Below are 24,886 nucleotides of genomic sequence, written 5' to 3' on the forward strand. Positions count from 1 at the left end.
TTTCACTTTTTCACTTTTTTTCAAGAAGGTGTTTTATTGTTAAAACACCCGTGGTTATATCTTGATTTTCCAACACTATTCCCGGTGGTACTTTTAAAGTAACTGGTGCGAAATTCCATAAAGCTTTTATGCCATTTCTTATAAGCACATTTGCAACTTCTTGAGCACTTTCTTCACTAACACATATAACACCTATCTTTACTTTAAAACGTTTTATAACTCTTTTCAAATTTTCCTCAGAAAAAGGGAGAACGGAGAGTTCTCCCACAAATTTGCCAATCTTAACTGGGTCGTTATCAAAGATAGCTACTACTCTAACTCCAATTTTTTTGAATCCAGCGTACTTTGCAAGAGCACTTCCTAGATTTCCAGCTCCAACTATTATGATGTTGTCCATGACCCCAATTCCAAAAAGTTCACTCAGCTCGTTTATGAGTGGAGGGATATGATAGCCAACCTTTGGTTTTCCTTTAATGTTAATGTAAGTAAAATCCTTCCTAACTTGTTCAGGTGTAATATTCAATTTTTCAGCAATACTCTCAGACGATATATACTCGCTTTCTTCTTGTAAAAGCAATGCAAGATATTTTTTTAATCTTTCAAAAGTTGGTTTTGGTATTTCCAAAGGTTTCTTATCCTTTTTCAGATTTGACATGTTTTTTGAGCACCTCTTTCACTTTCTCTGTGGTAGCCTCACTTACTATTGTATCATTAATCACAACATTTGGAGACTTACCACAGTTTTCAACACAGAAGGTGCCCTTTATTTCAACATTTTTAGCCCATTCTTCTTTGTTCACTACATCTATTAAGTCTGAAAGTATATCATATGAACCTTTTGAATAACAAGATGTTCCAAGACATACCTTAACCGTTGTTTTTTTATCTTCCTCAACTGGAAGAGGTAATATTTCAATATCTTCATCGTTTATTCTTTTTCTATTTCTGTATGTTGTGTGCAATACTTCATGTGAAATATGACTTAATGGTTTTTCAAGATATTTTTCATACAATGAAAGCATATGATAGTTTTCATTTGGTGAAATCAAAACATCTATACCAACTACCTCATTTAAAATTTCTGCTCTTTTCGTTCTTACTCTCGTATCATTTGGATAAGGCTGTCCTCCACCACCGATGCAGCCATAATCACAAGCCATTACTTCAACTATATCCACTTTTAACTTACCGTTTTTAATTGAATCAATAACTTTTCTTGTGTTGCCAAGACCAAATACGACTATACCACTTATTTCTTTACCATCTTTTGTTGTAGCCTTAGTAAGACGAATACCTTTTTCAATTTCTTCAGTCTTTATATCGTCAAATTCAATTTCGCTTTCCAATACTTTCAATACACTTCCAAACACTCCACCAGTTTTTCCAAAGCTTAAACCTGACTGAGAGGATAATCCATATGGCCTATCAAATGGAACTGGTGGAACATTTTTTAAGTTAAAACCACTTGATCTTATTAACTGTGATAATTCTCTTGTTGTAATTACTGCATCAACTTCCCCTGCAAGCTCTTCACGCTCTGCTTCAAACTTTTTAGCAGTACATGGCATTATAGACACAAGATAAATATTTTCTGGGTTTACTCCTATTTCTTTTGCATAGAATTTCTTTATAATACTTCCCAATGCCTGCTGTGGTGATTTTACAGTTGAAAGGTTGTTAAGATATTCAGGGTAATTATGTTCTGCAAATTTTACCCATCCAGGACAACAGGATGTAAATTGTGGAAGTTTTTCACCTTTTTCAAGTCTTTCTTTAAATTCATGAGCTTCTTCGTATGCGACAAGATCTGCAGCAAATGCAACATCAAATACTTTTTTAAATCCTATAGATTTTAAAAAGTTAACAATTCTTCCTGCTACAACAACATCATCTTCCATTCCAAGTTCTTCCTGAATCGACGCACGAACTGCAGGTGCCATCATACCTATAATGTATTTTCCTTCTTCCATTGCTTTATATACATTCTGAAGGTCGTTTCTAAATGTCAAAGCACCGGTTGGACAGTGAGCCACACATTGGCCACAGAGAACACAATTTGTTGTCGAAAGTTCTTCACCAAATGCTGGCATAACTTGTGCTTCAAATCCTCTAAATGCAAAGTCTATTGCACCTATAGATTGAATTTCATCACAAACTCTCACACAGTCACCGCAAAGAATACATTTTGAATTATCCCTTATAATTATTGATGAATAATCTATAATATTTGACTTGTCAAGTTTGTCAAATCTCACTTTTCTTATTCCAAATTCTTCTGCATATCTTTGTAATTTACAATTTCCATTTCTTTCACATGTTGTACAATCCCTGTTGTGTGATGCAAGAATAAGCTCAAGAATCCCTCTTCTCATTTCGTATATTTCTGGTGTATGTGTTCTAACATTCATACCCTCATATGGTTTTATAGAACAAGAAGTCATTATTTGACCATCTATTTCAACAAGACACATTCTACAGGCGCCGTAAATTGAAGTTTCAGAAAGATAACAAAGATTTGGTATCTCTATTCCAACATCTCTTAATGCCTCTAAAAGATTCCTTGAATCATCTTTTATTATAGTTTCTTTTCCATTAACTATTATCTTCACTACGATCGCCTCCCATTAAACCAATTCTATTGCATTAAATTTACATTTTTCAAAACAAATACCACATTTTACACATTTTTCCTGGTCTATTACATATGGTTTGCCTCTCTCGCCGCTAATTGCTCCTTGTGGACATGCTCTTGCACAAAGGCTACAACTCTTACAAAGCTCTGGATTAATAACGTACTTTCTGAGTGCTGTACAGGTTCCACTTGGACATTTTCCGTTAATATGTTCTATATATTCATCTCTAAAGTGTTTTAAAGTACTCAAAATTGGATTTGGAGCAGTTTTTCCAAGTCCACATAAAGAAGCTGTTTTTACTATTTTTGCAAGGCTCTCAAGGTTTTCAAGATCTTCATATGTTGCTTTTCCTTGGGTAAATTTCTCTAAAATTGTATAAGATTGCATTGTTCCTTCCCTACAAGGCACACACTTTCCACATGATTCTCTCTTGGTAAAGTCAAGGAAAAACCTTGCAACTTCAACCATACAACTATCTTCAGTTATAGCAACAATACCTCCTGAACCAACCATTGCATCAACAGATTTCAACGTATCATAGTCAAGTGGTAAATCAAAATACTTTTCCGGCAAACATGCACCTGATGGTCCACCAATTTGAATTGCTTTTAGTTTTTTACCTTCTATTGTTCCCCCACAAATATTTTCCAAAACATATCTTATCGTTGTTCCAAATTCTATTTCAATAATTCCAGTCAGTTTAAGTGGACCTGTAACAGAAAACATCTTCGTTCCAGGTGATTTTTCCACACCACGTTTTCTGTAATTTTCAACACCATCTCTAATTATCTTTGCAATATTTGCATATGTTTCAACATTATTTATGAGTGTTGGATAGCCCCACAGCCCTTTTTGTGCAGGAAATGGTGGTCTTGGTCTCGGAACCCCTCTTTTTCCTTCAATTGAAGCAAGAAGTGCTGTTTCTTCTCCACATACAAATGCACCGGCTCCTTCTTTTACTTCTAGATCAAAGGAAAAACCAGTTCCAAGAATATTTTCTCCAAGTAACCCCATTTTCTTTGCATCACTTATTGCTTTATTAAACATTTCAACGGCAATTGGATATTCTGCACGAATGTAAGCATATCCCTTTTGTGCTCCAACTGTATATGCCGCAATTATCATTCCTTCTAAAACTGAATGTGGATCCCTTTCAAGAAGTGTTCTGTTCATGAATGCACCTGGATCACCCTCGTCTGCGTTACAAACGACAAATTTTTTATCACCCTTTGCTTTGTATGTAAATTCCCATTTTAATCCAGTAGGAAATCCTCCGCCGCCTCTTCCTCTAAGTCCAGATGCCTTAACCGTTTCGATTACTTCTTCTGGTTTCATTGAAGATAAAACCTTTAAAAGTGATTTGTACCCACCGCGTCCCATGTAATCTTCTATCTTTTCACATTCGCTTGTACCAATACCTTCCATAATGTAGAAGGTTTGATTTTTAAAGAATGTTGCATCTTCAAGCTTAGTTACTTTTTGACCTGTAACTGAATCCGTTAAAAGAAGCCTTTCAATTACTTCTCCGCGTTCTATTGTTTTTTCAACTATTTCTTCAACATCATCTAACCTTACATGTGAATATGTAATTCCTTCAGGCATTATTTTTACAAGTGGTCCAAGCGAACAAAGCCCACAACATCCTGTTTTCCTTACTACATCACTTTCATCATCATCTATTGTTTCAACTTTCACATCAAGGCCTTTCTCTCTAATAACTTCAACAAACTTCTTGTATACCTTTCTTGAACCATTTGCAGTACAACCTGTTCCAACACAAACATATATTGACTTATCTTTTAATCTTTGTTCTCTAAGTTCTTGTTGTTTTTCTATATAGCTTAATGCTTCTTGAATTGTCTTAAACATATTATCTATCATCTCCTTCTTTAAGTTTTCTTAAAATTTCTTTTGTTTTCTCAGGAGTGAGATTTCCGTAAACTTCACCATTAATAACCATTGCTGGTGCAAGTGCACATGCTCCAAGACAACCAACTTTATCTAAACTAAATTTAAGATCTTGGGTAACTTCTCCTGGCTTTACCCCAACCTCTTCTTCAATTACTTTTATGAGGCTCATAGAACCTTCCATATGGCATGCTGTTCCATCGCAAATTAAAATAGTATATTCACCCTTTGGTTTAAGTGAAAATTGTGCATAAAAGGTTGCAACACCAAATATCTTTGCAGGAGGTATATCAAGTGCAACTGAAAGATAATTTACAACTTCTTTTGGAATATGCCTGTACTCTTTTTGCACGTCAAGAAGTATCTTTATCAAATTCTTTTTTTCATATCCATGCTTTTTTAAAATTTCTTCAACTTTTTCAAAATTTCTTTCCATCATTGCACCTCCTAAAAATATTCGAGATTAATTATTTTTCCTCTTTTTTCAAGTATTTTCGAAATATCATTTATCAGCCTAAACTTTAAAGAAATATCGTGTGTAAATAATGGATTTTGATGTGCTGGATTTATTGCCCTTCCCACAAGAAAATTTATTACATCTGCTTCTTCTAACATTTCAATTAATTTTTTTGCCCCGACACCAAGTTCTTCTATTTGGTTCTCATAATATCTAAAAACTTGTGTTAAAGTTATTATTCCTTCTGTTACAAGATCTACTCCATCCATATACCCTATTGGCGGTGAATTTTTTGAAATTGTTCTAACATCTACATCTATATTTTTTCCTGTTATCCTTTCAACTATTTGACCAGTTGTTCCACCACATATAACCTTCTTACCTTTTGAATTTAAAAATTTTTCAACAACCAATCTATCCTTACTCTCGTCTTCAGGGGGCCCCACCATTATGGTCAAAACTCTTTTTTCTCTTATTTTCAAACCTGCTATTAATGCATCATCACCTTTTGAATACCTATCGAGCTTTTCTGCTAATTTAATCATATGCTTGACAATATTTTCATGTTCTACCTTGTTTTTTAAAAGATTTTTTAACTCAAAAATTATATTTTCTTCTCCAAATCCAAATGGATACATATCAGTTCCCATTCCTGCTTGAGATATTCCATCGGTCATTAAAAATATTGAGTCACCTATTTTGATATCTATTTCACTAACTGTTAATTTTTTATTTTCTACTTTTTTCACAATCTTTTTTAAATTTAAAAGCTTACCATCCCTAAAATAAAAAATCAAAGGAAACTCATATTCAAAAATAGTACATCTTTTTTTCTTGTAATCTATCAAACATGTAGCAAGCGTTGAATAACTTATTTTTCTTACCTTACATGTGGGAAGTGTAGATATGATAGATGTAAAAACTTCTTTTATAGGTACGTTATTAAAAACCATAGTCGTTGCCATCGTAGCTGTTAGTGTTGATAATATATTTGCTTTAACTCCACTTCCCAAGCCGTCTGAGACACTAACTACACACTTTTCTTCGTTTCTTCTTATCTTTATAGAATCTCCACAGACCCATTCTCCCTTTTTATTCTTCGATGCATAATTTATCTCACAAGTAATCATTTTCTTCCTCCATGTATCTTTTAAATTCCGTAAAATGGGACTTTGTTTCTGCAATCGATTCTCCTAAAAGACTTGCAATTTCTTGAGCTAGTAGCATTTGTTTATTTAAAACCTCTTCAATCTTTTCAATTGTCTGCTTCTTTATTATCTTTACCCTTTCTTCTTGTTCTAGCTCTTTTGTAACATCGGTCAAAATAAATACTTCACCACTATCCTCTGGTAAATTAAATCTTTTAACGAAAAACTTCAAATTTTTGTTATTTAAAGCTATCTCTTTGAATCCACTTTGCTCTACATCTTTTAAAAATTCCCACAACTTTTTGTTAGATAAACTCATAAAAGTAAGGCGTGCTGCTTTATTTTTGTAATTTATATTTCCATCTTTTACAATTAATATAAGGTTTGGTGTTTCTTCTACAACCATATTACTGACAGTAGAAACTTTATCTATAAGGTAAGTTATACACATTTCCTTTTCTGCCTTCTTTTCAAGAACTGCAATTGCCTTTTCTCTGCAAGTATCATAACCACACGCACTACAATTTAACTCTTTAGATTTGTCCGTTTTACCTATCGAGAATAAAACTTCTTGAATTTGTTGCTCCGTGTAGTTGTAATAATGTTTCTTATCTTTGAACTCTCTTTTTAAATCTATCTCAACATTTTCTATTGTCTTTCCTTCTGGAATTTTTTTAATATTTTGGGAGAGTTTTACTCTTTTTTCAAGAAGACTTATATCTTTTCTCGATGCAGGACCTTCTATACATCCTCCAACACAAGCAGACATTTCTACAAAATAGTTTCCATCTATATCATCAACTCTATCTAAAAAATCTTTTATATTCTTTACTCCTTCAATATTAAAAACTTGATCAAAAGTTTCTCCAAGAGTTTTTAATATTCCACCAGAAATAGGATAAAATCTTGCTAATTTTGGGTATGGCTCCTGTGGAAAATCATCTTTAAAATCAAATACATCTACATTTTCGGATTCTAAAAATTTTTCAAGTTCCTCAAATGTTAAAACCAAATCATATTCTTCCTCAAGCTCACGCTTTTTAGCAATACAAGGGCCTATAAAAACTAACGGGTAATCTCCAAAACATTGTTTCAAAAACCTTGCATGGGAAATTGCTGGAGAAACTACTGGTGATAAATATTTAACTTTCTCAGGATAATATTTCTCTACTAAATCAACCACTACAGGGCATGCTGTACTAATCTTTATTCCTGATAACTTTTTATACTCATTCGAAACTAATTCAGCACCAATTGAAGTTTCACTAACAATAGCTCCATTCTTCTTTAAATAAGAAATAACTTTGAAAGGTTCATCAAAGTGGGAAAAAAATGAAGGAGCAATAGACACCAAAAATTTCTTCCCAAAAAAATCTTTCAAACGTTCATATTCAAATAAATAATTTTTTGCATCTTGAGGACAAACTTCAATACATTTACCACACAATATACATTCATTATCAATAACTTTTGAAATATTATCAGAAAATGATATGGATTTTACTGGGCAATTTCTAAGGCATTTATAACAATATTTACAATTGGCTTGATTTGAAATAATATACTTTTCCATACTAATTCCCTTCTTTTAAAAATTTCTCAATTTTTTCCTTAACATTATCCGGCGTAACATTAGAAATCAATACTCCATCTATCTCAATGTTTATTCCATTAGCACATTTTCCAAAACATAATGAACCATACAATTTAATACCTTCAAGATTCATCTCTTTGATTTTTTCTACCACTTCATACGAGCCTTTTAGATGGCAAGAACTTCCCATACAAATTTTTATAACCATATAATCACCTGTTTTATTCGTGAAAAATATAACGTTATTATTTTCACGATTATTTTAACCTGATAATTCGAATATGTCAATACGTGAATTTTTTAGCATAAAGGCATTTAATATCAATTTTTTTGTGTTAAAGCCCTGTTTTAACAAAAAAATCAAATTAAAAAACAAAAGGAGAGTTAAAAACTCTCCTTTTTCATTAATCAAAGATAGTATTAATAACCTTATTCTTCAAAGACAGATTTTATAAAATATGTAAAATATAAAAACTCTTCCTTTCTTCATAGACATACTTTAAACATAAACAACGCTTTTGATAGCTAGATTTAGAAATAGGTTTTCTTCTATTACTCTAGGTAGATTCTAAACTGAAATTGGTTTGCCTGATTCAAAGATGCAATGGAAGTTTTCATTCCTCATAGGTAGATTCTAAACTTAAAGATAAAAAAATGAGTAAAACGATTTCAATGGAAGAAGTAGAGTTTTCATTCCTCATAGGTAGATTCTAAACAATCTATTTTTTCTATCCAATTATATACCTTTGGGGTTTTCATTCCTCATAGGTAGATTCTAAACAGGAAGTGATTGAATGGATAATCTTTGCATTAACCAGTTTTCATTCCTCATAGGTAGATTCTAAACATATCTATCAAATTCATTTTCATTAAATATGCTGAAAATTGAGTTTTCATTCCTCATAGGTAGATTCTAAACGATATTGATTGTGACGCTGTTTTAGATAGGTATTATTTGAGTTTTCATTCCTCATAGGTAGATTCTAAACAGGTTCGAATAGGGCACCCGTTCGAACCTGAAAAGATACAGGAGTTTTCATTCCTCATAGGTAGATTCTAAACTTATTTATACATGAATTATTCGGAATTTGAGAAATTACCAGTTTTCATTCCTCATAGGTAGATTCTAAACTTCGCACAACGCAAACAGGCATAGCGCCGATATTTGTAAAATAGTTTTCATTCCTCATAGGTAGATTCTAAACGCAACTCACGGTCTTTGATAAGTTAATAGATGTAATAGGTTTTGGTTTTCATTCCTCATAGGTAGATTCTAAACATTTCTTATGAGACACAGCATCCTGTATCTGAGTAGGGAAGGGTGTTTTCATTCCTCATAGGTAGATTCTAAACAAGAAAGAATCGAAAGCGAGATTGAGAAGATAAGAAAGTTTTCATTCCTCATAGGTAGATTCTAAACATTATATATCGTATGAAGGAACGATAATTGATGCTGAAAGTTTTCATTCCTCATAGGTAGATTCTAAACAAGGAACGTTACCGCCGCAATAGTTAACATTAATAATACGTTTTCATTCCTCATAGGTAGATTCTAAACCGTCTTAAGTTACATTTTTGGCAAGAGAGTGTACTACTAACAAGTTTTCATTCCTCATAGGTAGATTCTAAACACGAAAGACCGACAGCATGCATCCCTATTGCCCGCGAGCGTTTTCATTCCTCATAGGTAGATTCTAAACTTATAAATCGATTACAAAAATTTAATGTAAATAAGTTTTCATTCCTCATAGGTAGATTCTAAACTAATCTATTTCATCACAAAATATCAAATCATTAAACCAACTAGTTTTCATTCCTCATAGGTAGATTCTAAACAAAAATAAGCCCGGTTCTGCGTGAAGACGACTTGTGTCGTTGTTTTCATTCCTCATAGGTAGATTCTAAACACATACAAAGTGGGGGACACAATCGAGTTTAACCCAGATGAAAGTTTTCATTCCTCATAGGTAGATTCTAAACTTGTTTAAAAACAGAGAAAAAACAATGGAAATAATCGAAGTTTTCATTCCTCATAGGTAGATTCTAAACAATACTTTGACGGTTTTACATTATATGAAGTTACTGGTTTTTGGAGAGTTTTCATTCCTCATAGGTAGATTCTAAACTTCTGCAGGTACTTGTTCGATATTAAAAGTGAATTTATATTTGTTTTCATTCCTCATAGGTAGATTCTAAACTATATCCTCTTTTTAATTATTTCTTTGATGAAGTTTGTTTTCATTCCTCATAGGTAGATTCTAAACAAATTTTAGGACGTTTTGGCCTTAAAGGCCAACCATATTAGTTTTCATTCCTCATAGGTAGATTCTAAACTGGGCTTATAGAAGACAGTCTAAACTAAAACAGAAGGAGGGGAGTTTTCATTCCTCATAGGTAGATTCTAAACTATTTCTACAGATTCTTTATACAAAATATATGATTGTTTTCATTCCTCATAGGTAGATTCTAAACAGTTTTGAGATAGAAGAGATAGAAACTGATGAGGATGAATTAGTTTTCATTCCTCATAGGTAGATTCTAAACTTAAAAAAATTTCTGAGTTTTGAGATAGAAGAGATAGAAGTTTTCATTCCTCATAGGTAGATTCTAAACAGAGTCTTTAATAACAGAACCTGGTTGGCAACGTCAAGTTTTCATTCCTCATAGGTAGATTCTAAACACTTAGAAGAGCAGTTGGATGCGATTAATAAGAACAAAAAAGTAGGTTTTCATTCCTCATAGGTAGATTCTAAACTTTATCTGCCACGCCAAATACTTTAGAAGCAAGATTAAGTTTTCATTCCTCATAGGTAGATTCTAAACATTGCTGTTTATGCGAACGGCGTAATTAAAGTAGGATATAAATTGTTTTCATTCCTCATAGGTAGATTCTAAACATAAACTCTTTAAAGGTTCAAATTCAGGCGGGACATCCAAATTAAGTTTTCATTCCTCATAGGTAGATTCTAAACCTATTAATATTCTCATAAATAAATATAACAAAGCAAAGTAACAAAACCTTTGAGCGGAAGTAAACTGTAAGTTAAATGTAGAATTTATACGCCTTTGCGATTATTCCTACTTAAAAACATCTCCTAAAAAATTACCTAATTTCGATTTGTTAACATAAACGTTACAAATATCGGAATAAGAAATTAGTAAAAAAGGAGCTTTTTGACATTGGTTACAATAATGTTAAGATACTTTTCTGTTTTAGAAACAGCAACTATAATTTTATTAGTTAATGTTAAGTTGCTGTTTAGTTAATAAATTATTTCTAAAGACATTTCGGTATCTCGAGCTAAAGAAAAAACTAGAGTAAGTTAAATGATTATAAAAGTTACTTAATAAAACATTTAATTACATCTTTGACAAATTTCCCTTGATTTTAAAACTTATATACTTAACTAATATTTTACACGCTTATCAATGGAATTTACAATAAATAATCTATCTTATTAGTTATTAATAGCGGTGGAATTGCAAGTAGTAAGAAGAATATTTAAACTAGCTAAAAGTAAAGTAAGGTATGAACTAGAGAAAGTATAAGTATCGTATAGATGAGAAAGTAGATTCATTCCATAATGGAAAAATCCAGGATGCAAGAATAAGCAATTTTGCCATACCTTATATAAGGGTTAATTTGAAAGATAAATGCCGAGAAAGTAATTAAAAATCCAAATTTGAAATAATTTGAGAAAAGATAAAATTTATTTAAAAATGACGGAAAATGAATAAGAAAAAAATAATAAAGTAATAAAATAACTCTTGCTCCAAAAAAAGGAAAGAAATAATTTTTTCAAAAAATGGGAAGACTTAAGTTTCAGAAGACTAATTAAAAATATTTTTTGAAGTGGAATGAAAAAAAGCTTTATTTTATATGAAGTAGTTAAAAAAGCAAAATTATATGTAAAGCCTAGGGGAAAGAAAAAATTTTACGAAAAGAAAAATAAATATGTTAATCCTTAACAAAAGCTGAAAAGTGAATGGTAAAAGATTAATCAGTGGATTAAAATGACAGGAACAAACGAGAAAACACTAAAAGCATATATTATAAATATGCTACTAGGATAGTAGTTAACAATGTTAGTAAACACACTCTTTGATCATCCTAAAATGATCAGGTTAAATAGAAATTAATTCCTATGATAAATGATTTTTTGTTTTAAGTTTTTCTTGCATTATAATTTATGATATAATTTTTGTTGGTAAAGGAGGGGCTTTCTTTGAAAAAGTTATTAATAATTATTCTTATAACTATCTCCATTTTCTCCTTTTCGATGAAATTTGGATTTTCAACGGATCAAGGGATATGGTTTTCTGAAAAAATAGAAAATTTTAGAATAAGGATAGGCTATCCTTATTCTCAGTTCGGTTTGATTATTCCCTCTGAATTCTTAGAATATGGTGTAAATATAGGCTATTTATTAAATAACTCAAATAGCTTACTAGAAGTATTCTTTGACACTTCTATTAACAATTTTTACTTTAAATCTTTTGTAAAAACTTCTTTCCATGCCCCAGAAAATTACGATGAAACTACAGAAACTGGAAGAATATATGTTGGTATGACTCCGGCATATTATTTTACAAAAAATATTAGATTAGATTTTAATTTTGAATATTCTGCTGTATATTTATACTACGATCCTGGAAGTGAAACTGGTTTTCCTTCTATTTTTAACACTGAAGATATTTTCAGGTACAACATTGGATTACTTGTATCATACTTTATGGAAGATATAAGAATCTTTTTAGGAATGAGTTTTAAGTATAGATGGATTGATTATCTTTCTTTGCCACTTTTCAACAATCAACTCGTTAGCTTTGGAATAGAGGTAGAAGCAAATGGTTATTGATAAAGCCTTTCAAAATTTAATTAAAAAAAGTCCTTTTTATGCTTACCTTCTATTAGGTATTGTTTTAAAAGAAGATAATAATGTTAGAACAATGTCAATTAAATTCACCAAAAATGGTGAAATTCTTTTTTTATACAACCAAAGAATGAACAAAAAACCAATTTGGTTTGTTGAATCATTGATATTACACGAACTTATGCATATTATAAATCAACATTTTAGGATAAAACCAAAAAATAATAGAGAAAAAAAGATATGGGATCTTGCTATGGATGCTGCTATCAATCAATATATTCCAGAGCTCGATGCAAGAAGTGTTCCCTTAAATGTATTGATTCAAGAAGGACATGGCGTTGACAATGAATATATGTTTGCAGCACCACCACCATTTATGATCAACAAAACTGCCGAGGAATATTTTGATTGGATGATGAAAGAATTTGAAAAAAAAGGAGACTTTGATATAGAAGCTTTGCCTGATTCCTTAGATGACCATAACTTTGAATCGGATTTGCCAGTAGAAATGATAATAGAAATAACCAAAGACAAAGTAGGAAAAGCATTCAACATGTTTGGAAAAGATCTTGAATCAGGATTAAAGCAAAATATCAACATTTCACTTCAAAAATCAACTCTTGACTGGGAAACTTTAATAAGAAGATTTTCAAATGCTAGTATAAAGGGAGACAAATATAGGACACCTTTAAGGCCAAACAGAAGATATGATGACCAACCTGGTTGGAAATATGAATACAACTCAAAGCTTGCCGTTATTGTAGACACAAGCGCAAGTATAATTGAAGAAGAATTAAATCAGTTTCTAACTGAAATTGAAAAAATAGCAAAATACGATTCTAAACTTCTTTTAATACAAGTTGACCAAGCAGTGACTATGGTTACTGAGTATACTTTAGGAAAATGGAAAGATCTAGAAATATACGGCGGAGGAGAGACAAACTTACAACCAGCAGTTGATTTAGCACAATCTCACAATGTTGAAGGAATTATTATATTTACAGATGGTCATGTTGATGTACCTGTTGTAAAAAGAAGAGTTCTATTCGTTCTATCTTCAAAGCATAATCCCGATTTCATAGAAGATGCAGTAAGAATATATGGAAGGAGTTCAATAGTAATTTTAAAGTAAAAGGGGTAGGTTATTTGTGAGAGTATGGTATGAATTTAAAAGACTTCTTGGAAAACCTCTAAATATAATTCTAATTATTTTATTGCCGGTCGTTTTAACAATAGCAAGTATAATATTTTTTAACGGATTTGGAGTTACCAGTATAAAGCTAGGAGTATATAATCTAGATAATTCACCTCTATCAAAATTTACCATTAAGCTTGTTATGTCATTTTTCAAAGGAGGAACTCTAACCTACGTAGATGAAAACTATTCACATCTTCTGCAGAATGGTGAATTAAATGCTGTAATGGTTATACCTGAAAATTTTACAGACGCGCTGTATAAAGGAGAAAAGGTAAATATTGACTTTATCCCTAGCCCTGTTGATTTACAACTTTCCGTTGGTATATATAATGTTTTAAATTCTGTATTTAATGATTTAAGTGGTTCTCCATTTTTTAACCCACAGGTTTTAAGGTATATGTTTGTTAGTAATGAAACACCTGCTCCAAACTTTGTTCCTAAAACGAAAAATTTTAAAACTAATTTTGGATATTTGTTTTCACCAGCTATTTTATTTTTATCAGTGATCTTTATAATTTTATCTATTGGTGTGTTGACAGTTGTTAATGACAGAGATCTTGGTTTGATATCAATATTCAAAGTAAATAATGAAAAGTGGTACGTATATGGATTAAATAAATTTTTGGCTCTATTCTTGCTAGGACTATTCGTATCTATAGCTGTTTACATAGCAGGATATTTTTTGGGAATAAAGATAGAACTTTCTATATTCTTACCTTTATCCATTGTTGGAATAGTATTTCATGCATCACTTGCATTAATAATGTCTTGTCTTTCTCAAAACAGGGCAATTTCGAATATATTTGGCGTTTCTCTGTCAATGTTTTTCTTTTTTACAAGCGGAAGTATAACGCCAGTCACTACACTCCCAAAATTCATGTTCAAACTTTCCAGTTTCACTCCAGCATATAGATTAACTTATGCAATTAGAAATTATCAACTTAATGGCGTTAATATAAAAAATGACTTTTTATACCTTTTATATTTATCAATCGCAACATTTATTATTATGCTCTTGCTAATTAGAAAAGAATTTTCAAAAAAATAAGTGGCACTTGGCCACTTATTTTAAATATCGTCTTGTACATCAAGGTAGTAATCTATAATTTCATCATCAGAAAAGAAGATTTTGTATTCCCTTTCAAAGTTTTCTTTTGAATCGCTCGCATGAATTAAGTTTTTAGTTATTGTAAGTGCAAATTCTCCTCTAATTGTACCAGTTCCCGCCTTCAACGGATCTGTATCTCCAATTATATGTCTTACCATTTCAATTACTCTTGGTGCTTCTACTATCATTGCAACGATTGGTCCACCTGTTACAAAATCTATTAAATCATTGTAAAAGCTTTTACCCTTGTGCATTTCATACAGTTTTTCTGCTTGTTGCTTGCTCATCCATATAAGCTTTAATGCTACTATTTTTATTCCCCTCTGTTCAAATCTTTTTATTATTTCTCCAACTAAACCTCTTCTTACTGCATTTGGCTTTAAATACACAAAAGTTCTTTCCATATTTACACCTCCAATTTAATAAGTACATTAATATTATACAACAAAATAATCCAGCCATATTGGCTGGATTAAAAGTTTAAATATAAATCAATTTATTTTCCAAAAACAGCATCCAACAATCCTTCATTCCAAGTATCTGTTATTTTATTGTAAAGCCCAAAACCAGAACAAAATTCCCAATAACAAATTGAAAATCCAAATTCTCTAGCAATTTGACTTACCGCTTTTGTCCATTTTATTCGAGAGTCCATATCTGCCTTTGAGTAAGCACCAAATTCTCCTAAAAATATTGGAACATTGTACTTTTTTGAAAAAGAATCTACATATTCAAAATGTGATTTTATCTGTTCTATTTCATAACTTTTTGCACCCCATTTTACACCCACCGGAAGGCGTGGGTTTATCCATTCGGCACCTTGGTGAGTAAAATTGAATGGTTCATAATAGTGAAAAGATACGATTAAATATGGATCATTTATAAGTTTTAATTGATTGATGTAATTGTAATTTCCCCAGTGAGGTACATCTACTATTACAATTCTCGATGGATTTGTTTTTCTAATTTCTTTTAAAACTTTTGGATACAAGTTATTCCATTTTTCTGGGGTTAAATTTTTTGCAGGTTCGTTATAAATTTCAAAATAAAGCTTGTCAGAATAATCGTTAAAGAAATCTGAAACTTGTTTCCAAATTTCCAAAAGAACTTCTCCATATTTTTCAGGGTTTTCATATAACTCCTCAAAATGATGGCAATTAATTATTACAACCAAATCATTTTCCAAAGCCTTGTCAACTACATGTTTTACTCTTTCTAAAAAATCTTTTTCAATTGTATAAGGTGGTTTATCTAAAATATGCGCAGACCATCTAATAGGTATTCTAACCGAATCAAATTCTTTTTCTTTTATTATTTTAAAATATTCATCTTTTATAACCACTCCCCATGCACCTTCAAACGGTGCTTCAAGCGCATTTCCCATGTTAATTCCTATACCTATCATTTTATTGTAATCAAATGCCGTAAGCTTTTTATTTTCACCTAAAAGCATCACAGAAATCACCGCCAAAATTAATGTAAAGAATTTAAAAAATTTCCTCATGGTTCCACCTTCTTTACAGACATTCGCTCTATTAATTTTGTAGTGAGAACAACATTTCTTGGTATCTTAGGACCTTTTCCAAGTATTCTTTCTATTAAAAGTTGCGCTGCAGTTAACCCCATTTCCCTTCTTGGTTGATGTATTGTTGTAAGGGGTGGATGTAGGTACTCAGAGAATGGACCGTTATCGTATCCAATTATTGAAACATCTTCTGGAACTCTGAGACCATGATCGTACAATGCCCTTAAAGCACCTATAGATGCTCAGTCATTTACAGCAAAAATGGCTGTAAATTTTAAACCATGATTTTTTAAAAAACTTTCTACTGCTTCATATCCGTCGCTTGGATTATATCCACTATGTTCTGAAAAGTATACCTGTACATCTTTATGCTTTCTTAAAAATTTTTCTATACCTTTTTCTCTATTTTTAGATGCAGGAGATTTTTCAACCCCTCTTAACTGGTAAGAATCCAACAGGATTTGATTCAAGAACTTGCCCTTCAAATACTTTTTCTGATATAACTGTTGGATTTATTGCAAATGCAAGTGCCCTTCTTAATTTTGGATCATCAAGTGGCTTCTTTGTTGTATTTAAGAATAAGAAAGCTGTATTGTCTGAAAGCATATATGGCTTATTATCATACCAAGTATGTACTGTACTGTACATCTTCTTCAAGGTTGGAATACCTGGAAGGAAGAAGTTTGAAATATCAAGTTCACCTTTCATTATCATTCCAAGTGCTACATTATTACTCAAAACTCTTAGATATACAACTCTTTTGGGTTTTGGTTTTCCAAATACATCAATTCCCCACCAATCTTCATTTCTAAGGTAGACCATTCTATCATCACTGTAGGTTTCAAATAGATAAGATCCTGTACCAATTGCTTTTTCATTTGAACCACTTAATATTTCTTCTTTTGTACGGTTTGTCCAAATGTGTTCAGGAATGATAGGAAGTTGATAAAGTTGATAGGTCCATTCATGGTATCTTGGAGAGTCAAATGTGAAGACAACTGTGTAAGGATCAGGTGTTTCTACTTTTGAAAGCCAAGTCCATATTGAGCTGTAGGAAATTTCGGAGTATTTTTTTGCAATTTCGAATGTAAATTTCACACTTTTGAAGTGAATGGGTAACCATCGTGCCATCTTACGCCTTTTCTAATTTTGACTTCATAGGTATTACTTGATGTCCATTTTCCACTTTCAGCTAGCCAAGGAATCATTTCGTCTCTTAAAGGATCATATGCAAAAAGTGTTTCATAGATCAAACCAACAGTTCCTGTTACAGCATTCCATGGAGTAATTGGATTCCAGTTTGATGGTGGTGCCCAAAGACCTCCTCCAGCATACAATGTCTCATCCCTTTTGTAAACAACATCATCTGCAAAAACAACTAATGCAAATACTGACAAAATTACCAAAAGTGTGAAAATTTTTTCATACTACCCCCTCCTTTTAAAGTATAATATAGGCTTTAAAATTCATACTTTTAAGAACTACATTTGAATTATACCAATGTAAATGTTTACAATTATAATCCGGTAAAATCTGAAATGTTAAGCTAGTATAAAGAAAAATAAAAAAATTAAAAGTTAAAACATAAAAAGCCATATATTTAAAAAAATAGAGCATCCAAGATTGGATGCTCAAAATTTAGTTAATATTTATCTTCTATATGAACCTATCTTTATAGCTTAAAACTTCCACGTATTTATAATTTGTTGAAAGCGCCTTTAAAACTTCAAACATTTCTCCTTCTGGATATTTAGTTAAAACAAATGTTGAATCTTCAAGATAAACTCTTGGAAGAACTCTTATTATATCAATAAATCCATATTCTTCTGGAAAGACCTTTTCTTGCTCTAGAACTTCTTTACATTCTTGAATGTTTTCTTGTCCAATTAGTTTAACAAGTGGAATATTGAATGTTTTAGAATAAAGCTCTTTGAATGCTGCATCTATTGCAAAGATAACCTTTGGATGATTTGGAAAATACTTTTCAAGTTTATATGGTATTTCAAATGCATCTTCTATATTAGCTTTTTCTACAATATATCTGTATTCTTCAATAGCCCCCATGATCGTTTTATAATTTTCTCCTTTTGATCTTTCAGGTATGATTGCACCAATTCCAATATTTTTGTCATCTGTAATTTCTATTACTACATACTCTCCAAAATCTGCTTTTTTTAGATTATAAAAGAACTTCAACTTAACCACCTCCAAGCATATTCCATAAAGTTATTGTAAGTTCCTGAGAGACTGTATTCATGTACGAAAGAAATTCAAGAAGTGAATCTTCATCGAAAGTTTTTAGGATATCTGCCAGCTCTTCAATTGTCAGAGTACCTTCTTTTATCATGTTGTATAGGTATTCATAGTCAATGTATTTCATAGGATCATTTCTAATAACATTTAATTTTCTATATGTTGAGCTTATTACAAATGGATTTTTCCCTATATCTGTTTTTAATGCAATTTTACGCCAGATAGGTGCAACATCTCTTCCACCCAGTAGATCTTTTCCATCCTGTGAAATAATCATCATTTTTTCTCCATCTGCACCCATAAACCATGCAAATTGCTCCGCCGTACCAGTTTTCCCTGCAATTTCCCTACCATCTATGTATGCTCTAACACCTGTTCCATATTTTACAACGTCTTTGAGTAGATTTATCATTAAATAACTTGCTTCCATAGTACTTCTTTTTGATGAAGGAATTACATTAACTATTTTTGGCTTTGCTTTGTATTGTACAATACCATTGTAGCTTATAACTTCGTCCACAATGTGCGGCTTTACAACAACTCCACTGTTAAATATTCCAGAAAAGCCCTTTGCTATTTCCTCATGTGATGTTTCTATTGTTCCAAGTGCAAGGGTTAAATCATCAGGATAATAACCATAGATTTTTAATTTGTTTTTCAAAAAATCACGCACAACAATATCACCAAGCATTAAATACAGATTAACCGATGGTATGTTTCTTGAATGAATAAGTGCTTGCTTGAGAGTAGTTTGACCATAGTAATTTTTTTCAAAATTTTTTGGAGTCCAATCTCCTATTTTAATAGGTAAATCAAAAAGCTTTGAGTCGGGATTAAAACCTTCTAGCAAAGCTTTGTAATAATAAAATGGCTTAATTAAAGAACCTATTTGCCTTCTTCCGTTATTAACACCTTTACCATAATAGGCCAATATTTCTCCAGTTCTATAATTTAAAATTATTCCAGCATTGTTCTTACCCAAGTTTTTTTCAAGTAAAGCTTGATAGTCTTTGTTGAGTGTGGTTTTAACAGTGAAACCTTTTCTAAGTGTATCAAGTGAAAAACCTATTTCTTCTAACTCACTAATAACTCTCCAAAAGACATCTTCGCTATATTTTGATTCAATTACGTTATATGATTTTACATTTGGAAGCATTTTAGCATATTTTTCATAATCAGTCTTTGAAATTACACCTTCATTTAAGAGTCTTTTTAGCACTATTTCTGCTCTTTTGTATCTTCCTTTTAAATCTTGAGGGTTAAAATTTTCAGGAGATTTTACAGTATTGACCAACAGGGCAATTTCTGCAAGATTAAGATCTTTTGGATCTTTATTAAAATAATACTTTGCTGCTGTACCAAACCCATATATTCCATTTCCCATATAAGCACTGTTGAGATATAATTCAAGTAATTCTTCTTTTGTCCTTATCTTCTCTAGATAAATGGCAATAAATATTTCCTTTATTTTTCTTTCAATTGTTCTTGCTTGTGTTAAATATAAACTTCTTGCAAGCTGTTGAGTTAGTGTACTTCCCCCCTGGACATCTTTTTTTACAACGGTATAAAAGATACCCCTTAGCGTTCCAAAGATGTCTATACCTGGATGATTGAAAAAATCCTCATCTTCAGAAATTATGAGCGCAGTAATGAGTTTTTCTGGATATTCATCTAAGTTGTACCAGTAGGCTCGCGGAAAATAAAAAGGTGTTCCATCTGCATATTCTATAATAAGGCTGGATGGAATTTTAGTTTCTGGCTCAGGAAGATTCTTAGTGATATTTGTGTATAAGAAAAGTAATGAAAAAAACACTAATGAAAAACCTATTAAGAAAGCTATAACGTATCTCATGTATTACCCCATTTTAAAGTATGGATTTATTTTAAAAAGAGTTTTAATGGTACATTGCTCATTATGACCAGGTAGAATTTTACAATTTTTGTCCATCTTAGAAAATCTTTCGTTCAAAGTTTTCAACGTTTCTATCATTTTTTCTCTTGAGCCTGAAAGATCAACTCTACCTATTGTACTACAAAAAACCGTATCTCCTGTAAAAATTAGATCATCAATTATAATTATCCTCGATCCCATTGTATGCCCTGGCGCTTTAATAGTTTCAAAATGTTCATCTATATCTTCAACATCGCCATTAAAAGAAAAATTCTGACCAAACAATTGTGAAAAATTTAAAGATGGATTAGTCAACATTTCTCTATCTTCTTTAGAGATAAAGACTTTTTTAACATTTAATTCAGAAAGCCCCATAATGTGATCAAAATGTCCATGGGTTAAAAGAACATAAACTTCTTTGTCAGATAAAAATTTGCCAATACCAAATCCAGGATCTACAACATAGGTCTTGCCCTCATTTTCAAAGACATATGTATTGGTCGCAAGAGCTCCAGAGGTTTTAAATACCTGGTAGTTCAATGTCCCACTCCTCCATTTGCTTGTCAATTTCCTCTTCTAAATTTTCAAATAGTTTGTCAAAAGCATCTATGTATATTTCAAATTCTTCTTCAAAATCTTGGGGATTTTCAAACGTATTTTCAATTACCTTTACAAATTTTTTTGCACCAAGGCTTATTAGTCTATTTCCGTTGAAAAGATAAACTGTTCCTTCAAAAACAAACCAGTTATTATCTTTAACTCCAAACCTTGTTCCACGAACACCTGCTGTTACAGAATCTTTCTTTATCTGAAACCTTGATTTTGACATTATAAACTTTAAAACATCTGCAATTACTTCACCTTTTTCTACTTCAACAATAAAGTCAAAATCCTTACTGTTGCTTCTACTTCTCAAAATTTTCACTGTGCTATTTGGTTTTACATATAACTTACCCCAACTTCCAGAAATTACTGCATAAGAGTTATCAAGAGTTTTTAAGATGAAACCTTCATATAACTTTTCCTTTTTTGAGACTGGAATCCAGTTTTGACCGTCTTTGGAAATTGCTACATTTCCACTGAATTCTTCCAGCGTTACAAATGTAGCATCTTGAGGGAAAAAAGGCTCTACTACTTTAAAGTTATAGTCAATAGTTTTATTACCAACTTTTAATTTTAAATAAGCCTCCATTGGAACAATTGGCGCTATATACGTAATAGTCGCAACATCTTTAAAAGAAAGCTCATCAATTAAAATATCCTCTGGTAAAACTCCTCCCAATACATCTATTACCGAAATTTTAAAATTTCCTTTGCTTAAAATTTTGATCGTAGTAGAGTCCCCAGTAAACAATGTAAACGAATTTGAAAACAAAATTAAAGGTATTAAGGATATCAAGAATATAATTTTTTTCATATTTTCTACTCTCCTTTAATTACCTTCTCCCCATCGTAAATAACAACTGTGTTGAAAATGTCTAGTTGTTGGGAAAAGATAATATCATCTTCAAAACCATACGCTTTTAGTACACGAGAGTGCTTTCCTGTAAAGGTGGGCATTTTAACTGATTCCCAAAAATTTAGAGATATTAGAGCACTATCTGATAGTTCATATTCTTTAAGTGATACTAATTTTTCAATAAATGCACCTGCTACCTGAGTATCTTCAAAGGACTCTTCTCCGTCATTTCCCGAACATACAAATAGTATATCATCAAACTTTTTAATGTATTCAAGAGTTTTTGAAAAATTTACAAAGGCACCAAGAATTATATTTTTTGAATGCTCCCTTGCTTTTGCTAATGCTTTTGTACCGTTTGTGGTGGTTATAACCAATTTTTTATCTTTAACTACATCTTTTGTGTATTCAAGAGGTGAATTTCCAAGGTCAAAATCCTCTGGTTTTACCCCACCCCTTTCTCCACATAATAGAAAGCCGTCCTGTCTATAACTTCTTGCTTGTTCAACTGTTTCCACTGGAACTAAAAATTGCGCACCATTTGAGATAGCAGTAACCATTGTTGTGGTAGCTCGCAAAACATCTATTACAACTATAGCTTGATAATCTTTAATGTTTGCCGGGACAAATCTTACATCTAACAAATTAATCACCTCAATGATATTCTACCACAAAAAATAAAGGGCCAATCTTTGGCCCTTATCCTAAAAATTCTTTTATTCTATTAAATGCTTCATTTATGGCTTCTAGAGAGTTTGCAAAGGACATTCGAACAAACCCTGGAGACATAAATGCACTCCCGGGGACAAGTGCAACAAGCTTTTCTTCAAGTAATTTTTTACAGAACTCCTCATCATTTTCCACCGGAGATTTAAAGAAAAGGTAAAACGCACCATTTGGTTTTACAAATTCAAGACCAATTTTTTGTGCCATCTCAATTGTAAAGTCTCTCCTTTTTTTGAATTCTTCAAACATATATGAAGTATCAGCTTCTAGTGCAAAAGATGCTGCATATTGTGCAATTGAATTTACAGATGAAGTCGTATGAGCTTGAATTTTTGCTATTCTTTTGTATATTTTCTTGTTTTTTGTAGCAATATATCCAACTCTCCAACCTGTCATAGCATGAGACTTTGAAAATGCATTGATATATATAAGGTATTCTGGGTCAACAAAATTTGCAATTGATGTATATTTCCCATCGTATACAAGAGAATCGTAAACATCATCTGCCAAAACGAAAATTTTATTTTCATTTGTAATTTCAGTAATCCTTTTTAATATCTCTTCAGGATAGATAACTCCGGTTGGGTTATTTGGAGAGTTTATAATTATCGCCTTGGTTTTATCTGAAATCAACGCTTTCAATTTTTCTATGTTTGGAACAAAACCTTCTTCAAAAGTTGTGTTTAAAACTTTTATGTTTGCTCCAGCTAGCATTGCCATTGGAGGATAACTTACCCAGTAAGGAGAAATCAATATAACTTCTTCATCTTTGTCGACAATCGATAAAACTGCATTAAAAAGTGCCTGTTTTCCTCCATTTGTTACAATTATTTCATCTTTTGAAAAATTAAGTCCTTTTTGTAGCATAATTTTTGAAATAGTTTCGCGAAGTTGTACAATTCCTTTACTATCTGTGTACCTTGTAAAATTAATATCTAGTGCCTCATGTGCTTTTTGCTTTATAACATCAGGTGTTGGAAAATCTGGCTCACCAGCTGTCAGATTGATAACATCCTTTCCTTCACTTTTTAATTTTGATGCAAGAGCATTTATTTCCAGTGTTTTAGATGACGGTATTTCATCTATAATATTCACTTGAAAGACCTCCCTACTTTATGATTAAATAGTATCTTACATATTCTTTCCTATCTTTTCCTCTTACACTAATCATTAAACTATTTACTTCATTATTTATTTCAAATGGTCCAGCTTGAAGATATCCATCTTTGAAAGTACTTTCAACAATTCCTTTTTCTCTAATGTATACGACTGGATTTGAATAATAAGGATCCAATTTAGCTTTTACATAAAGTTTTCCATCCTTCCAAAAATATGGCTTTTCTTTTAAAATAAGTGGCTTTCTACTTAAAACGTATCGAACATGCGATTCTGTTGCCCAATCTTCAAGGAGTGCTTCTCTTGGTATTTCAAAAGGTGAAATTTGCCTGTTGTATGGACCAGAAAGCTGTATAAACGCAAGCCTAAAACCATGTTTTTTTAATATTTCAATCATTTCCTCGTTATAGTACCCGTATGGATATGCATAATACTTTAGAGTTGTATTCATTTTTTCTTGCCAAATTTTCTGACCCTTTACTAAATCATCCTCAAAATATTTTTTAAAACTTTCTAGATCCATCTTTTTAAGTAATAGCGGAAATTTTTCGTGGGTCGTTGAATGATGACCAAACTCAACACCCCAATCCGCCATTTCTTTTACCATATCCCATGTTAAATATTCTTTTGAAATACCTACTCCTCCAAAATACAAAAACACAGAAAAAGGAACATTATATTTTTTAAAAACAGGAAATGCCTTTGTATATGTGGTAACATATCCATCATCTACAGTGAAAATAACTGCATTTTCTTCTTCTTTGTTTCCATATACATAATCTTCTAAATCTTTAAGCGTCCAAATTTTATACCCAAGTTTTTTGACAAGATTTATATGCATTTCAAGCTCGTTTGTCCAAGTATTTGTTGTAGGGTATCTTTCATCATCAAAGCGATGGTATATAAATATAACAATGTTTGAAAAAGAAATAAATGAGAATAACAACAGAAAAATGACTATTTTTTTCATAAATTTTCACCTCACTAATATTTTAT

21 protein-coding genes, 1 pseudogene and 1 CRISPR repeat array are annotated in these 24,886 nt (G+C 31.5%); of the genes and pseudogenes, 3 read left to right on the top strand and 19 right to left on the bottom strand.

Going from position 1 to position 24,886, the window contains the following annotated elements:
* Positions 1-10: 10 nt before the first annotated feature.
* From EO083_RS03850 to EO083_RS03880, 7 genes are read right to left on the bottom strand one after another with little or no spacing between them, the layout of a single operon-like run.
* The gene (locus EO083_RS03850; RefSeq protein ID WP_126992873.1) at positions 11-655 is read right to left on the bottom strand and encodes a redox-sensing transcriptional repressor Rex; all 645 of its coding nucleotides are present in this window, start codon (positions 653-655) and stop codon (positions 11-13) included.
* Positions 633-2,609: a [Fe-Fe] hydrogenase large subunit C-terminal domain-containing protein gene (locus EO083_RS03855; RefSeq protein ID WP_126992874.1), complete on the bottom strand. Its 1,977-nt coding sequence runs from the start codon at positions 2,607-2,609 to the stop codon at positions 633-635. Before EO083_RS03855 ends, EO083_RS03850 begins: the two co-directional genes overlap by 23 nt.
* Positions 2,610-2,624: 15 nt before the next feature.
* The gene (locus EO083_RS03860; RefSeq protein WP_126992875.1) at positions 2,625-4,502 is read right to left on the bottom strand and encodes an NADH-ubiquinone oxidoreductase-F iron-sulfur binding region domain-containing protein; all 1,878 of its coding nucleotides are present in this window, start codon (positions 4,500-4,502) and stop codon (positions 2,625-2,627) included.
* Between the two features lies 1 nt (position 4,503).
* The gene (locus EO083_RS03865; protein ID WP_126992876.1) at positions 4,504-4,977 is read right to left on the bottom strand and encodes an NADH-quinone oxidoreductase subunit NuoE family protein; all 474 of its coding nucleotides are present in this window, start codon (positions 4,975-4,977) and stop codon (positions 4,504-4,506) included.
* A gap of 11 nt (positions 4,978-4,988) precedes the next feature.
* Complete coding sequence (locus EO083_RS03870; protein WP_126992877.1) at positions 4,989-6,128, bottom strand: SpoIIE family protein phosphatase; 1,140 nt, start codon at positions 6,126-6,128, stop codon at positions 4,989-4,991.
* Positions 6,115-7,719: a [Fe-Fe] hydrogenase large subunit C-terminal domain-containing protein gene (locus EO083_RS03875; protein WP_126992878.1), complete on the bottom strand. Its 1,605-nt coding sequence runs from the start codon at positions 7,717-7,719 to the stop codon at positions 6,115-6,117. Before EO083_RS03875 ends, EO083_RS03870 begins: the two co-directional genes overlap by 14 nt.
* A 1-nt stretch (position 7,720) precedes the next feature.
* Positions 7,721-7,978, bottom strand: a complete 258-nt coding sequence (locus EO083_RS03880) for an NAD(P)H-dependent oxidoreductase subunit E (RefSeq protein WP_277600360.1) — start codon at positions 7,976-7,978, stop codon at positions 7,721-7,723.
* 372 nt (positions 7,979-8,350) lie between these two features.
* Positions 8,351-10,712: direct repeats of the CRISPR family, unit length 30 nt; unit sequence GTTTTCATTCCTCATAGGTAGATTCTAAAC.
* Positions 10,713-11,966: 1,254 nt separating this feature from the next.
* Here EO083_RS03880 and EO083_RS03885 point away from each other — a divergent pair.
* The 3 genes from EO083_RS03885 to EO083_RS03895 are packed head-to-tail and all read left to right on the top strand — an operon-like array spanning position 11,967 to position 14,860.
* Positions 11,967-12,599, top strand: a complete 633-nt coding sequence (locus EO083_RS03885) for a hypothetical protein (protein WP_126992880.1) — start codon at positions 11,967-11,969, stop codon at positions 12,597-12,599.
* Positions 12,589-13,746, top strand: coding sequence for a vWA domain-containing protein (locus EO083_RS03890; RefSeq protein ID WP_126992881.1), 1,158 nt, complete (start codon positions 12,589-12,591; stop codon positions 13,744-13,746). The genes EO083_RS03885 and EO083_RS03890 overlap by 11 nt, the downstream gene beginning before the upstream one ends.
* A 16-nt stretch (positions 13,747-13,762) precedes the next feature.
* Complete coding sequence (locus tag EO083_RS03895) at positions 13,763-14,860, top strand: ABC transporter permease (protein WP_126992882.1); 1,098 nt, start codon at positions 13,763-13,765, stop codon at positions 14,858-14,860.
* A 20-nt stretch (positions 14,861-14,880) separates the two neighbouring features.
* On the opposite strand, the gene ndk is transcribed toward EO083_RS03895, so the two are convergent.
* The 12 genes and pseudogenes from ndk to EO083_RS03950 all read right to left on the bottom strand — a co-directional run bounded on the left by ndk (position 14,881) and on the right by EO083_RS03950 (position 24,860).
* Complete coding sequence (ndk, locus tag EO083_RS03900) at positions 14,881-15,324, bottom strand: nucleoside-diphosphate kinase (RefSeq protein WP_126992883.1); 444 nt, start codon at positions 15,322-15,324, stop codon at positions 14,881-14,883.
* Positions 15,325-15,416: 92 nt separating this feature from the next.
* On the bottom strand, positions 15,417-16,424 hold the full coding sequence (locus tag EO083_RS03905; RefSeq protein WP_126992884.1) for a glycoside hydrolase family 5 protein: 1,008 nt from the start codon (positions 16,422-16,424) through the stop codon (positions 15,417-15,419).
* Positions 16,421-16,681: a substrate-binding domain-containing protein gene (locus tag EO083_RS09970; RefSeq protein ID WP_277600361.1), complete on the bottom strand. Its 261-nt coding sequence runs from the start codon at positions 16,679-16,681 to the stop codon at positions 16,421-16,423. Before EO083_RS09970 ends, EO083_RS03905 begins: the two co-directional genes overlap by 4 nt.
* 6 nt (positions 16,682-16,687) lie before the next feature.
* Positions 16,688-16,915, bottom strand: coding sequence for a type 1 periplasmic-binding domain-containing protein (locus EO083_RS09975; RefSeq protein WP_241229961.1), 228 nt, complete (start codon positions 16,913-16,915; stop codon positions 16,688-16,690).
* Positions 16,872-17,653: pseudogene (locus EO083_RS03915) on the bottom strand (ABC transporter substrate-binding protein). The gene EO083_RS09975 and the pseudogene EO083_RS03915 overlap by 44 nt, the downstream one beginning before the upstream one ends.
* A gap of 448 nt (positions 17,654-18,101) precedes the next feature.
* Entirely contained in the window at positions 18,102-18,641 is a 540-nt protein-coding gene (locus tag EO083_RS03920) for an enolase-like domain-containing protein (protein ID WP_126992885.1), read from the bottom strand.
* Between the two features lies 1 nt (position 18,642).
* Positions 18,643-20,550, bottom strand: a complete 1,908-nt coding sequence (locus EO083_RS03925) for a transglycosylase domain-containing protein (protein ID WP_126992886.1) — start codon at positions 20,548-20,550, stop codon at positions 18,643-18,645.
* A gap of 3 nt (positions 20,551-20,553) precedes the next feature.
* Complete coding sequence (locus tag EO083_RS03930) at positions 20,554-21,129, bottom strand: MBL fold metallo-hydrolase (RefSeq protein WP_126992887.1); 576 nt, start codon at positions 21,127-21,129, stop codon at positions 20,554-20,556.
* Positions 21,110-22,006 carry a FecR family protein gene (locus EO083_RS03935; RefSeq protein ID WP_126992888.1) on the bottom strand — a complete coding sequence of 299 codons (897 nt, stop codon included), beginning with the start codon at positions 22,004-22,006 and terminating at the stop codon, positions 21,110-21,112. Before EO083_RS03935 ends, EO083_RS03930 begins: the two co-directional genes overlap by 20 nt.
* 5 nt (positions 22,007-22,011) lie before the next feature.
* On the bottom strand, positions 22,012-22,692 hold the full coding sequence (locus EO083_RS03940) for a 2-phosphosulfolactate phosphatase (protein ID WP_126992889.1): 681 nt from the start codon (positions 22,690-22,692) through the stop codon (positions 22,012-22,014).
* A 55-nt stretch (positions 22,693-22,747) separates the two neighbouring features.
* Positions 22,748-23,869, bottom strand: coding sequence for an aspartate aminotransferase (aspC, locus tag EO083_RS03945; protein WP_126992890.1), 1,122 nt, complete (start codon positions 23,867-23,869; stop codon positions 22,748-22,750).
* 13 nt (positions 23,870-23,882) lie between these two features.
* Positions 23,883-24,860, bottom strand: coding sequence for a polysaccharide deacetylase family protein (locus EO083_RS03950; RefSeq protein ID WP_126992891.1), 978 nt, complete (start codon positions 24,858-24,860; stop codon positions 23,883-23,885).
* Positions 24,861-24,886 lie beyond the last annotated feature (26 nt).

The sequence above is a fragment of the Thermosipho globiformans genome (assembly GCF_003990895.1).
Lineage (GTDB): Bacteria > Thermotogota > Thermotogae > Thermotogales > Fervidobacteriaceae > Thermosipho > Thermosipho japonicus.